A 12,494-nucleotide genomic window follows, 5' to 3' on the forward strand; every position below is an offset into this window, starting at 1 on the left:
CAATGTGTTGTGTCGTAGCCTAGCGTTTTTTTGGATACGTCCGGATGGGCCTGAATCATTCCCACTCGATCGTACCGGGTGGTTTGCTTGTCACGTCGTAGACGACGCGGTTGATGCCGCGCACTTCGTTGATGATCCGGGTGGCGGCGCGGCCGAGGAAGCTCATGTCGTAGTGGTAGAAGTCGGCGGTCATGCCATCGACGGACGTCACCGCGCGCAAAGCGCAGACGAATTCGTAGGTGCGTCCGTCGCCCATCACGCCGACCGTCTGCACCGGCAGAAGCACCGCGAAGGCCTGCCAGATTGCATCATAGAGACCGGCCTTGCGGATCTCGTCGAGATAGACGGCGTCGGCCTCGCGCAGGATTTCGAGCTTTTCGCGGGTGACGCCGCCGGGGCAGCGGATGGCCAGGCCCGGTCCGGGGAAAGGGTGGCGGCCGATGAAATGATCGGGCAGGCCGAGCTCCTTGCCGAGCACCCTCACCTCGTCCTTGAACAATTCGCGCAGCGGCTCGACGAGCTTCATGTTCATGCGGTCGGGCAGGCCGCCGACATTGTGATGCGACTTGATGGTGACCGACGGGCCGCCGGTGAAGGAAACGCTTTCGATGACGTCGGGATAGAGCGTGCCTTGGGCCAGGAACTCGGCGCCGCCGAGTTTCTTGGCTTCTTCCTCGAACACCTCGATGAACAGGCGGCCGATGGTCTTGCGCTTGGTTTCAGGATCGGCCTCACCTTCCAGCGCGCCGATGAAGCGGTCCGCGGCATCAACCAGGATGAGCGGCAGATTGTAGTGCTCGCGGAACATGGCAACCACGTCGGCCGCCTCGTTCTTGCGCATCAGGCCGTGGTCGACGAGGATGCAGGTGAGCTGGTCGCCGACCGCTTCATGGATAAGCAGCGCCGCAACGGAAGAGTCGACGCCACCGGAGAGCGCGCAGATGACCTTCTTGTCACCGACCTGCTCGCGGATCGACGCGACCGCCTTTTCGCGGTAGGCGGACATGCTCCAGTCGCTCTCGATGCCGGAGATCTTGTGCACGAAATTGCGCAGCAGCTTGGCGCCGTCGGGCGTGTGCACCACTTCGGGATGGAACTGCACGGCGTAGAATTTGCGCTTCTCGTCGGCAATCGCCGCGAAGGGCGCGCCGGACGAAGTGCCGATGACGCGAAAGCCCTTGGGGATTTCGGTAACGCGGTCGCCATGGCTCATCCAGACTTGATGGCGCGTGCCCTTGGCCCAGACGCCTTCGAACAGCGCGCTTTCGTCCTCGATCTCCAGGAAGGCCCGGCCGAATTCGCGATGGTGACCGCCCTCAACCTTGCCGCCAAGCTGGGCGCACATCGTCTGCTCGCCATAGCAGATGCCGAGAACCGGTATGCCGGCCTGGAATATCGCATCCGGCGCGCGCGGGCTACCTATGTCGATGGTGGAGTGTGGGCTTCCGGAGAGGACGACCGCCTTGGGCTGAACGCGCTCGAAAGCCTCGGCGGCGGATTGGAACGGCACGATCTCGGAATAGACGCCAGCCTCGCGGATACGACGCGCTATCAGCTGCGTCACCTGGCTGCCGAAGTCGATGATAAGGACGGTGTCGGGATGATTGTTGGTTTTCATGGCGAGCATTTAGAGAAAAGAGTGAGTCGGCGCAATGGGTTGCGACAACGTATGAACGATCCGATTCATCGACCTCGCGAATTGATTCATCGCGTTCACGCAAATGATGAGATCAAAGGCGCAGCGTGCCGTTCGACAAGGCATCGCCCAGCTTGCCGACAGCGTCGGCCAGCTTTTCGTCGATGACGTGAAGATATTCCGTCCAGTCGTTGACATGCTTCAGTTCCGCCGCACCATCAGATATGCCGCGCAGGCCGATCAGCGGCAGGCCGAACAACTGGCAGGCGCGCAGCACCGCAAAGGTTTCCATGTCGACCATCTCGGCATCGATGGCGTCATAGGCTGCGCCTGAGACAATTGCAGCGCCGGTCGAAAGGCTCGCTTGCCGGATACCGGGCACGCGCAAAGGCAACGGTACGGTCACCGGCAGATCGAGGAACGGCGTCGCGCCCTTCTCGAACCCGAGCGCGGAGGCATCCATATCGCGATAGGAAACGGATAGGGCCTGATAGATCTCGGTCTGCTCAAGGCTCCGGCTTCCGGCTGAGCCGAGCGAAACCACCAGGTCAGGCAGGGCGTCCAATGCCTTCAGCCGCCCCAGTTCCGCACCGAGCATGACGCCTGCCTCGACGGGGCCGACGCCGGTCATGAAGGGCACGAAGAGCTTTTTCAGGTGCGGGCCATATTCGGCGTCCACCGCCATCACGAACAGGATTTTCTTGCCGCTCAGGTTCGTCAGGGTCATCGGCTCAGCCTTCGATGCCGTCACGGCCGGTTATGGTCATCATCGTGCCGGTCATGGTGGCGACGAGCTTTGCCTCGCCGTCGACGGTAAAGGCATAGGCCTGTCCATCGGCTACGATGATGGTGCGGCCGGGCTTGGTGACCGAGCCGCGGAACAGAAAGCGCTCGCCCTTGCCCGGCGCCAGCAGGTTGACCTTGAATTCGATGGTCAGCACGGCGGCGTCTTCAGGCATGAGCGAATAAGCAGCATAACCGCATGCCGAATCCAGCGCGGTCGAGATGATGCCGGCGTGGAGGAAGCCATGCTGTTGCGTCAGCGCGTCGGAATAGGGCATTTCGATTTCGACGGTGCCCGGCGTCACGAGGGTCAGCGTCGCACCAACCGTTGTCATCACTTGCTGGCGGGCGAAGGATGCCCTCACCCGTTCTTCATAATTCGGCGAGGATTCTATCTTCGTTGCCATGACGCCTGACCTTCGCTGCCTCAAAGGCTTATTGCAAACGCTCCGGCTGCAAGCAATCGGCAATGTTGCGGCGCAATAGACTTGGCCGGTTAATCGTCGATCTATTGCTGCCGGCGCAGCGCTGCGAAGAAGAACCCGTCGGTGCCGCTGCGTGCCGGCGTGAGCGAAATGCCCATTGCCTTGTCGATACGCGCGGCATCGGCCTTTCCGGGAAAGCTGCGCTCCCAAAGCTCGGCATGGTCAACCGGCGCAAAGGCCTTCTCGCGTGCCAGAAAGGCCTCGACCTGATCGCGGTTCTCTTCGTCGAAGACCGAGCAGGTGATGTAGACAAAGAGCCCGCCTGGCTTCACATAAGTCTTCGCCGCGTCAAGGATCGTCGACTGCTCGCTCTTGCGGACATCGAGCTGCCGCTGTGTCAGGCGCCACTTCGCGTCAGGGCGGCGGCGCCAGGTTCCGCTGCCGGTGCAAGGCGCGTCGATCAGCACTATGTCCATCTGCTGCTGCAGGCCGGCAAGTTCGGCCTGCTTCGTCACCACCTGAACGTTGCGGTTTTCGGAACGGCGGATGCGATCGAAAATCGGCGCGAGACGCCCCTTTTCGGAATCATGGGCGAAAATCTGGCCGCGATTTTCCATGGCAGCCGACAGCGCCAGCGTCTTGCCGCCAGCGCCGGCACAATAATCCAGAACCTGCATGCCCGGCTTCGCGCCGGCCAGTTCGGCGGCAATCTGCGAGCCTTCATCCTGAACCTCAAACCAGCCCTTTTGAAACGCCGGTTCGGCCTGGACATTGGGGTGACGGCCGCTGCCGTCGATCGGCGCGATGCGAATGCCGTTGGCGGCAAGTGCTGTCGGCGCGGCACCTGTTTCGGCAAGCTCTTCCAGTACCTTGGCACGGCTGGATTTCAGCGTATTGGCGCGCAAATCAAGCGGCGGGCGGGCAGCAAGCGCTGCACCCTCCCCGACCCATTGACCATCGAAGGCACGTTCTAGCAACGGTGCACACCATTCCGAGCAATCGGCGCGCACCGCATCGGGCGCATCATTCAGATTGCGCGCAGCGATTGCGCTCAATTCGTCCGCGGTCAGCGGCGGCGGGGCGAATTTGTCGCCGTCAAGCGTCTGATTGAGGGATTGGGCGGTCTCGCGCCACTCGAGCAGCAATGCTCCAAAGCCGATCGCCCTCGGCGTATCGTCGCCGACCAACCAGGCGGCCGAGCGTTTGCGGCGCAGCCCGTCATAGACAATGTTGCCGATTGCGGCACGGTCGCCGGCGCCGGCGAAACGATGGGACAGGCCCCAATCCTTCAGCGCATCTGCGGCAGGGCGATGCCGCCGCTCGATATCTTCCAGCACTTCAATGGCCGCAGCCAGTCTTCCGCCAAGTCGCATAATCGGTGATCCCTATTTCGGTGTACCCGAGAGAGGGCCTGACTAGCCTTGGCGCACGGCGGACACAAGGCGAAGCGCAAAAAATGTTCTGCTGCGAAAAAAGGAAATCAGGCGCGGATCGCTCCGCGCCTGAATTGCCGTCGTGGGAGGACGGTCAGTTCCGCCTTTCGGCGATACTGAAAGCTACACGGCTTTCCGCAGCGGCTGCGCAGCTTCGAAGCGGTCCGCGTTCATCACCTTGATCCATGCCGACACAAAGTCATTCACGAACTTCTTCTTGGCGTCCGCACTGCCGTAGACTTCCGCATAGGCGCGCAGCTGCGAATGCGAACCGAAGATCAGATCGATACGTGTACCGGTCCACTTGAGCTCGTTGGTGTTGCGGTCGCGTCCCTCATACACCCCATCGGAGCCGGCCAGCGGCTGCCACTGCGTGTTCATGTCGAGCAGGTTGACGAAGAAGTCGTTCGTCAAGGTTCCCGGCTTGCTGGTGAAGACACCATGCTTGCTATCGCCGGCATTGGCGCCGAGGACACGCAGCCCGCCGACGAGAACCGTCGTTTCGGGGCCAGTCAGCGTCAGCAACTGCGCCCGGTCCACCAAGGCTTCCTCGGGCTTCAGGAACTGAAGCTTGCTGCCATTGACGTAGTTGCGGAAACCGTCGGCACGCGGTTCCAGCGGGGCGAAGGAGACGACGTCGGTCTCTTCCTGCGAGGCGTCCATGCGACCCGGCGTGAACGGAACCTTCACGTCGACACCGGCATCCTTCGCAGCCTTTTCCACTGCCGCGACGCCGCCGAGAACGATCAGGTCGGCGAGCGAGACCTTCTTGCCGAACCCCTTCTGGATCGCCTCGAGGCTCGCAAGCACCGTCTGGAGCTGAGCCGGCTGGTTGACCTCCCAGTCCTTCTGCGGCGCGAGACGGATGCGTGCGCCGTTGGCGCCGCCGCGCTTGTCGGAGCGGCGGAAGGTCGAGGCCGACGCCCAGGCGGTCGAGACCAGCTGTGACACCGACAGGCCGGTGCTAAGAATCTTCGCCTTCAGTGCGGCGATGTCCTGATCGTCGATCAGCGGGTGATCGACGGCCGGGATCGGATCTTGCCAGATCAGCGTTTCCTGCGGAACGAGTGGGCCCTTGTAGCGGACGCGCGGCCCCATGTCGCGATGGGTCAGCTTGAACCAGGCACGGGCGAACGCGTCCGCGAACTGGTCCGGATTCTCGAAGAAGCGGCGCGAAATCTTCTCATATTCCGGGTCGAAGCGCAGCGACAGGTCCGTGGTCAGCATGGTCGGCAGATGCTTTTTCGACGAATCGAAGGCGTCAGGCACAGAGGCTTCGGCATTCTTCGCCTTCCACTGCTTCGCCCCGGCGGGGCTCGCCGTCAGTTCCCATTCGTGCTCGAACAGGTTCTTGAAGAACAGGTTGCTCCACTGCGTCGGCGTCTGCGTCCAGGTGACTTCAGGGCCACCGGTGATGGCATCGGCGCCAACGCCCGTGCCGTGCTTGCTCTTCCATCCGAGGCCCTGGTCCTCAAGGGCACCGCCTTCGGGGTCGGCACCCACCAGCGACGGATCGCCGGCGCCGTGGGTCTTGCCGAAGGTGTGGCCGCCAGCGATGAGCGCCACGGTTTCCTCGTCGTTCATCGCCATGCGGAAGAACGTCTCACGGATGTCCCTGGCCGCCGCGATCGGGTCCGGATTGCCGTTCGGGCCTTCCGGGTTGACGTAGATGAGGCCCATCTGCACTGCGCCCAGCGGCTCGGAGAGCTCGCGCTCACCGCTGTAGCGTTCGTCGCCCAGCCATGTGCCCTCCGGGCCCCAGTAGAGCTCTTCGGGCTCCCAGACATCGGCGCGGCCGCCGGCGAAACCGAAAGTCTTGAAGCCCATCGATTCCAGCGCAACGTTGCCGGTGAGGATCATCAGGTCGGCCCAGGAAATCTTGCTGCCGTATTTCTGCTTGATCGGCCACAGCAGCCGGCGCGCCTTGTCGAGATTGGCGTTGTCCGGCCAGCTGTTGAGTGGCGCAAAACGCTGCTGACCGGCGCCGGCGCCACCGCGGCCATCGGTGATGCGGTAGGTGCCCGCGCTGTGCCATGCCATGCGGATGAACAGGCCGCCATAATGACCGAAGTCGGCCGGCCACCAATCCTGCGAGTCCGTCATCAACGCATGCAGGTCCTTGATCACAGCATCGAGGTCGAGGGTCTTGAACTCTTCAGCGTAATCGAAATCCTGGCCCATCGGATCGGACAGGGTGGAGTTGCGATGGAGCATCTGGAGGTCCAGCATCTCCGGCCACCAGTCGCGGTTCGAGCGACCGCTGCTGCCGCCCGTGAACGGGCATTTGCCGGCGCTCTTGTCGTCTGTCTTTGCGTCCATGTTTCTCTCCGAACCTATTCTGCAGATAGTTCAACGGTTCCGCCTGAATTGAAGGCGGTGGGGCTTAATTCTGGTTGTCGGGAATCGGCGCGGAAATAGTCATTGCTGACGTTTTCGTCATGGCTTTCGCCTCCCTTGGCCTGCCTAGGTTTTGCCGAATCCAACGACCTAAGGGCGCGTGCGGCGCGCCTCATTCAGTCTGGAACGGTTCCAGACTAGGCCGCCACTTCCATAAAAACAAATTGCCTTTTCTATTTTTATCGATAGCTTTTCCTTATGATACGATTGACCGTCCGACAGATGCAGTATTTCGACGCGCTGGCCCAAACGCTGCATTTCGGCCGCGCGGCGGAGCTTGCAGGTGTGACGCAACCCGCACTTTCCGCGCAGATTGCTGAGCTGGAAGAAAGGCTCGGCTGCCGGCTGTTCGAGCGCGGCGGCAAGAGTGTGCGCATGACCGAGGAAGCGCAGGCGCTGCTGCCGCGCATCGAGACCATTCTGGCCGATATTCGCGAGGTCGAGACCATCGCGCGGCGCGGCCGGCTTTCCATGGAAGGCCGGTTCCGGCTCGGCATAATCCCGACCATCGCGCCCTATCTGCTGCCGCATGTTCTGCCGGAGCTGAAGTCGCGCTTTCCCGCGCTGCAGCTCGAACTGCGCGAGGCGGTGACAGCTTCGCTCATCGAGGAAACGGCAGCCGGGCGGCTCGACGGTTTCATCGCCGCGCTGCCGTTGGATTTTCCCGGGCTGGTCAAAGAAGAGCTGTTTCAGGACCGGTTTTTCCTGGCCGTTGCCGAGAACGACCCCGGCTTCATCGCGCCACCGGTGGCGCCCGACAGTCCGGCGCTGGAGCGGCTGATGCTGCTGGAAGAAGGCCACTGCCTGCGCGAACAGGCGCTGGCCGTCTGCGGCAATGTCAAACCCGTGGCGATGGCGAGCTATGGCGCGACCAGCTTGACGACGCTGTTGCAGATGGTGGCGCATGGGCTGGGCGTGACGCTCATCCCCGAAATGGCGACCGGGCCGGCGAGTGCGGTGCGCGACCTGAAGATCGTTCCCTTCATGGAACCGATGCCGTCGCGCACGGTGTGCCTCGCCTGGCGACGGAACAGCCAGCGCCACGAGGAATGCGTGGAGCTGGCCAAGATCGTGCGGGGCCTGCGCGAGGTCGTTCTGCCGCAAGCGGCTTGAGGATCACACGATCCCAGCCACAGCTTCGACGATCGAGCGCAGCGATGCCTCGTCATTGGCGCTGCGCGATTTCTTCGAGGCCACGAGGCAGGCCTGCGAGCGCAGGATGACGCCGTCCTGAAGGATCTTCAGGTGGTTGGCGCGCAGGGTCGAGCCCGTCGTGGTGATGTCGACGATGACGTCCGCCGAGCCAGCCGCCGGCGCGCCTTCGGTGGCGCCCAGGCTTTCGACGATGCGATAAACCTGAATGCCGTGCTTTTGCGAAAAGAACTGCTGCGTCAGCCGCCAGTACTTTGTTGCGATGCGCAGCCGCCGGCCATGGCGCTGGCGGAAATCGGCGGCGACATCGTCCAGATCGGCCATGGTGTCGACATCGAGCCAGACATCGGGAGCAGCAACCACCACATCGGCATGACCGAAGCCAAGCCGCGCAGCGATCTCGGCACGCGCTTCCCAATCGACCAGGTTTTCGCGCAGCAGGTCTTCGCCGGTAATGCCCAGATCGATGGCGCCCTGCCCGATCTCGCCGGCGATTTCCGAGGCCGACAGGAACGCCACCTCGATATCGTCGCGGCCTTCGATGCGGGCGCGATACTTGCGCTCGTCGTCGGGCAGGCTGACGGCAAGCCCGGCCTTGGCCAGCACTTCCAGCGTCTGTTCCTTGAGCCGGCCCTTGGAGGGGATCGCAAGCGTGATGGTCATGCGGCACCCCGCAGGCGTTCGATGCGGTCGAGCCAGACGGAGAAGCCGACCCCGGGGATGGGTTGCGTCGCGCCGAGCAGCGTCAGCAAGCGGTCGTAGCGGCCACCGCCGGCCAGCGGGCGGTCGTCACCGTCAGCCATGATCTCGAAGACCAAGCCGGTGTAATAATCTAGCGGGCGGCCGAAGGCAGCGTCGTAGTGGATCGCCTGCGGCGACAGGCCATGCTCGGCAAGAGCAGCGGCGCGGGCATCAAAATTGTCCAGTGCCGCACCCAGCGACAGCGACGCGCCGGCGGCGAAATCGCGCAGGGCGTCTGCTGCTTCATCCACCGGCACGTTGATCGCCAGGAACGCCTTCAGCGCATCGAAGGCCTCGTTCGACAGGCGCACGGCTCGCAGTTCGGCCTTTTCGATCAACCGGCGGGCGATGTCGCCCGGTGTGCGGCCGGCCGAAGGAGACAGGCTCGCTGCCTCCATGCGTGTGGCGACATGGGCCGAGAGGCGCTCGAAATCGCCGTCGGCGACCAGCGAGGCGGCCGGTTCGGCAAGTGCGTTGTTGCGCGCCGGCGTTGCGAGATCGGCCAAGGCCGCAGCCAGCATTTCGGCCGAGCCGAAAGCGCGGGCAAGGCGCATGCGCCAGCCGCGCGGCAAGCCAAGTGCTGCCAGAACGGCCTCAAACACCGCTTGGTCGCCCAGCGTGACGCCGAGTTTTTTGCCGGGCAGCGCCAGCTGCAGCAGCGCATGTGCATCGGCCACCGAGCGGGCATCGGCGCGGGCTATGTTGGTATCGCCAAGGTCCTCGATGCCGGCCTGGAAAAACTCGTTGCCGCCTTCGCGGCGCTGGCGAAACACTTCGCCGAGATAGGAATAGCGGCGCGGCGTGCCGGACTGGCTGGCGATGTGGTCGAGGCAGACCGGAATGGTGAATTCCGGGCGCAGGCACAGCGTCTGGCCGGTCTCGCTTTCGGTCAGGAAAATGCGGCGGCGCAGGTCCTCGCCGGCCATGTCGAGAAACGGATCAGCCGGCTGGATCACCGCCACATCGACGGGATCGGCCTCGCGCGCTGCGAAGAGTTTCAGGAGATCGGGGGCGATGGCGGGGTAGCGGGAGTTCATGAGTACACCGCCAAGAGGCTAGGCGCGGAGGCAGGCGCTCTACGTTGCCCCCCTCTGTCCTGCCGGACATCTCCCCCACAGGTGGGGAGATTAGCGGTGTCGTTCGTCTCGCCTGCTCTGCAACGCTGAAGATTGGCGAAAGTCGCAATGACGGCTGATCTCCCCACCTGTGGGGGAGATGGCCGGCAGACCAGAGGGGGGCGCGAAGGACCGCGACGTTTACTGACCACGACCACGCTCTTCCGCCTGCGCATCCAATATCTTGCGCACCTCGGCGACCAGATCGGCTTCCGCCACCGTTATCTGCCCCGGCCGCGCTTCCTTGTATTCGGCATGGCCAGCGATCGCCGCCGCCTGCCGCGCGCCCTCGATCAGGTCTTTGATCTGGACTTCGCCCTTGGCGCGCTCGTCGCCGCCCTGGATGACGACGATGGGCGAGCCGCGGCGGTCGGCATATTTGATCTGGGCCTTCATGCCGGCGCCGCCGAGATAAAGCTCGGCGCGTATGCCGGCCTGTCGCAGCGCGGAGACCATCTTCTGGTAACGGCCAAGGCTTTCGGTGTCGCGGTCCATGACCAGCACGACAACCGGCGCAATCACGTCCGAGGTGTCGAGCTTGCCGAGGTTCTTCAGCGCCGTCATCAGGCGCGAGACGCCGATGGAAAAGCCCGTCGCCGGAACCGGTTCGCCGCGGAAGCGCGAGACGAGCCCGTCATAACGCCCGCCACCACCAACCGAGCCGAAGCGCACGATCTGGCCGTCGTCATTGGGGATTTCGGCCAGAAGTTCGGCTTCGTAGACCGGGCCGGTGTAGTATTCGAGGCCGCGGACGACGGAGGGGTCGATATAAACTCGGTCGGAGTATCCCGCCGCCTCAATTAAACTCGAAATCAACTCGAGTTCATCAATACCGGCAGTTGCCGTTGCATTCCCCATCGCTGTATTTTTGAGAATAGCTAGCGTGTGAAATGCCACGTCAGGCTCGTTAAAGTCAGGCCTATAAGAAAGCCAAGAAGTTACACGTGCGATCTGCTCATCATCCAGCCCCGCACCCTTGGTAAAATCGCCCTCGCCTTCCTTGCCACCGTCCCAGCGGCCCTTGCCCAGCAGCAGCTTCACGCCTTCCGGGCCGAACTTGTCGAGCTTGTCGATGGCGCGCAGCACGGTTAGCCGGCGGCCGGCATTGTCGTCGCCGCCAAGGCCGATGGCTTCAAGCACGCCGTCGAGCACCTTGCGGTTGTTGACGCGGATGACATAATCGCCGCGCTTGATGCCGAGCGCTTCCATGACGTCGGCCATCATCATCGCCATTTCGGCGTCGGCGGCCACGCCCGGCGTGCCGACCGTGTCGGCATCGAACTGCATGAACTGGCGGAAACGGCCCGGCCCCGGCTTCTCGTTGCGGAACACCCAGCCGGCGCGGTAGCTGCGGTAAGGCTTTGGCAGGCGCTCGTAATTTTCGGCGACATAGCGGGCCAGCGGCGCGGTGAGATCGTAGCGCAGCGACAGCCACTGTTCGTCATCGTCCTGGAACGAGAACACGCCCTCGTTGGGTCGGTCCTGGTCGGGCAGGAATTTGCCGAGCGCGTCGGTGTATTCGATCATCGGCTGGTCGACCGGCTCGAAACCGTAGAGCTCATAGACCTCACGGATCTTGCCCATCATCTTTTCGACGGCGCGAATATCGTCGGCAGAGCGATCGGCAAAGCCGCGCGGCTGGCGCGCTTTCATTTTTTCGGTCTTCTCGGCCATGTCGTGTTCGCTCTTGTCGCTCGTGTAATACGTTGTAACCCGTATAAAGTTACAGCGCGCGTGTCCTAACTTATGCGGCCCGGAGCGGCAAGGGTTGCGGTGCCCTTCCTTCTCCCCTTGTGGGAGAAGGTGGATTGGCGCGCAGCGCCAAGACGGATGAGGGGTGTTGGAAGAAATTCCGGCGTCCACACTCCGTCCAACACCCCTCATCCGACCTCCGCTTCGGGTTGGCCACCTTCTCCCACAAGGGGAGAAGGAGAGGCGCGCTTCATCATCGCCACGCCTGCTTTCGCATCTGGCCATTGTCAAAGAGCCGGGAAGCGGGGCGCATGGCCGTGCCTTCCTAGTGTAAAATACGTGGCGCAGCTTCTGCACCCCGCTCGGTGCTTGTCCCGAAGTCGGCCGGTCACAACGCCCGCTCCATGTACATTCCATGGACAAGACGCCGCGGGTTCTCCGCATGGTTTTGGGCAGTGGCATTTGCGCCGTGCTCGTTCCACGCCGGCCTGTGTCGGGCCCTCGGAGCCCTGGCTACCACACCAGGGCGGGAGGTCACCGCCACTCCCCCTTGATCCCGGTTCCAGACCCGGTCCCGCAGGAGCGATGAGGGAATTATGCCGGCGGTGTTTTGGGGTGGGGATAAATCGGGCGTGAAAAAATGTGTGGGTGAGCGAAAACAATGGGTTGAGTGGAAATTGGGTGAGAATCTTTCCCACAGTTTCAGCTTCGGCAGTTCTGCGCCGCTGTAGCCTTCATCGATGTTCCGGCATGGATCCCCGGGTTCCTCCGCCGAACTTCGTTCGGCTCCGGCCCCGAGGATGACGAACTGCATGTTTGGTCTTCGCTAATCGTCAACGCTGGTGCGCGGCAGTCATGTGCGCGGTGCGGGGACTATGCCTGCGGTAGTGGTCGCCACCATTCCACTCGATGCTCCTGCATTTTGCGATGTTCACGTTTATGGCCAGCAACGTTTGCGATTTGCGGCATCGTCCCTCTCTTCGTCATCCTCGGGCGTAGCACGAGCGAAGCGAAGGGCGGAGACCCGGGGATCCATGCCGGAACGGCAGAGAGCTTCAGCGGTGCAGAATGCATCAGCGTCAGAACCGGGCCCTGCCTGACGATGCCGCGGCCAATAGAT

General features: G+C 63.0%; 9 protein-coding genes. 1 reads left to right on the top strand and 8 read right to left on the bottom strand.

Features of this window, described 5'->3' with window-relative positions:
- Positions 1 to 55 precede the first annotated feature (55 nt).
- The 5 genes from guaA to katG all read right to left on the bottom strand — a co-directional run bounded on the left by guaA (position 56) and on the right by katG (position 6,596).
- The gene (guaA, locus tag WBQ96_RS21065; RefSeq protein ID WP_336553996.1) at positions 56 to 1,618 is read right to left on the bottom strand and encodes a glutamine-hydrolyzing GMP synthase; all 1,563 of its coding nucleotides are present in this window, start codon (positions 1,616 to 1,618) and stop codon (positions 56 to 58) included.
- 112 nt (positions 1,619 to 1,730) lie between these two features.
- Positions 1,731 to 2,363, bottom strand: coding sequence for a 5'-methylthioadenosine/S-adenosylhomocysteine nucleosidase (locus WBQ96_RS21070; RefSeq protein ID WP_336553997.1), 633 nt, complete (start codon positions 2,361 to 2,363; stop codon positions 1,731 to 1,733).
- Between the two features lie 4 nt (positions 2,364 to 2,367).
- Positions 2,368 to 2,826, bottom strand: coding sequence for a PaaI family thioesterase (locus WBQ96_RS21075; RefSeq protein WP_165114985.1), 459 nt, complete (start codon positions 2,824 to 2,826; stop codon positions 2,368 to 2,370).
- Positions 2,827 to 2,927: 101 nt separating this feature from the next.
- Positions 2,928 to 4,217 (bottom strand): RsmB/NOP family class I SAM-dependent RNA methyltransferase, encoded by a 1,290-nt coding sequence (locus tag WBQ96_RS21080; RefSeq protein WP_336553999.1) that lies wholly within the window; start codon positions 4,215 to 4,217, stop codon positions 2,928 to 2,930.
- A gap of 183 nt (positions 4,218 to 4,400) precedes the next feature.
- Entirely contained in the window at positions 4,401 to 6,596 is a 2,196-nt protein-coding gene (gene katG, locus WBQ96_RS21085; protein ID WP_336554000.1) for a catalase/peroxidase HPI, read from the bottom strand.
- A 276-nt stretch (positions 6,597 to 6,872) separates the two neighbouring features.
- On the opposite strand from katG, the gene WBQ96_RS21090 reads away from it, so the two are divergent.
- Complete coding sequence (locus WBQ96_RS21090; protein ID WP_336554002.1) at positions 6,873 to 7,787, top strand: hydrogen peroxide-inducible genes activator; 915 nt, start codon at positions 6,873 to 6,875, stop codon at positions 7,785 to 7,787.
- Positions 7,788 to 7,790: 3 nt separating this feature from the next.
- On the opposite strand, the gene hisG is transcribed toward WBQ96_RS21090, so the two are convergent.
- From hisG to hisS, 3 genes are all read right to left on the bottom strand, one after another.
- Positions 7,791 to 8,489: an ATP phosphoribosyltransferase gene (gene hisG / locus WBQ96_RS21095; protein WP_336554004.1), complete on the bottom strand. Its 699-nt coding sequence runs from the start codon at positions 8,487 to 8,489 to the stop codon at positions 7,791 to 7,793.
- Entirely contained in the window at positions 8,486 to 9,604 is a 1,119-nt protein-coding gene (locus tag WBQ96_RS21100) for an ATP phosphoribosyltransferase regulatory subunit (protein WP_336554006.1), read from the bottom strand. The genes hisG and WBQ96_RS21100 overlap by 4 nt, the downstream gene beginning before the upstream one ends.
- Before the next feature lie 219 nt (positions 9,605 to 9,823).
- On the bottom strand, positions 9,824 to 11,356 hold the full coding sequence (gene hisS / locus WBQ96_RS21105) for a histidine--tRNA ligase (protein ID WP_336554008.1): 1,533 nt from the start codon (positions 11,354 to 11,356) through the stop codon (positions 9,824 to 9,826).
- Between the last annotated feature and the right edge of the window lie 1,138 nt (positions 11,357 to 12,494).

It is taken from the genome of Mesorhizobium sp. CCNWLY176 (assembly GCF_037153935.1).
GTDB classification, from domain to species: Bacteria; Pseudomonadota; Alphaproteobacteria; order Rhizobiales; family Rhizobiaceae; genus Mesorhizobium_M; species Mesorhizobium_M zhangyense.

Bases quoted from the DNA above. Each gene is read 5' to 3' on its own strand.
- guaA (WP_336553996.1), bottom strand. From the start codon at position 1,618: ATGAAAACCAACAATCATCCCGACACCGTCCTTATCATCGACTTCGGC.
- WBQ96_RS21070 (WP_336553997.1), bottom strand. From the start codon at position 2,363: ATGACCCTGACGAACCTGAGCGGCAAGAAAATCCTGTTCGTGATGGCG.
- WBQ96_RS21075 (WP_165114985.1), bottom strand. From the start codon at position 2,826: ATGGCAACGAAGATAGAATCCTCGCCGAATTATGAAGAACGGGTGAGG.
- WBQ96_RS21080 (WP_336553999.1), bottom strand. From the start codon at position 4,217: ATGCGACTTGGCGGAAGACTGGCTGCGGCCATTGAAGTGCTGGAAGAT.
- katG (WP_336554000.1), bottom strand. From the start codon at position 6,596: ATGGACGCAAAGACAGACGACAAGAGCGCCGGCAAATGCCCGTTCACG.
- WBQ96_RS21090 (WP_336554002.1), top strand. From the start codon at position 6,873: ATGATACGATTGACCGTCCGACAGATGCAGTATTTCGACGCGCTGGCC.
- hisG (WP_336554004.1), bottom strand. From the start codon at position 8,489: ATGACCATCACGCTTGCGATCCCCTCCAAGGGCCGGCTCAAGGAACAG.
- WBQ96_RS21100 (WP_336554006.1), bottom strand. From the start codon at position 9,604: ATGAACTCCCGCTACCCCGCCATCGCCCCCGATCTCCTGAAACTCTTC.
- hisS (WP_336554008.1), bottom strand. From the start codon at position 11,356: ATGGCCGAGAAGACCGAAAAAATGAAAGCGCGCCAGCCGCGCGGCTTT.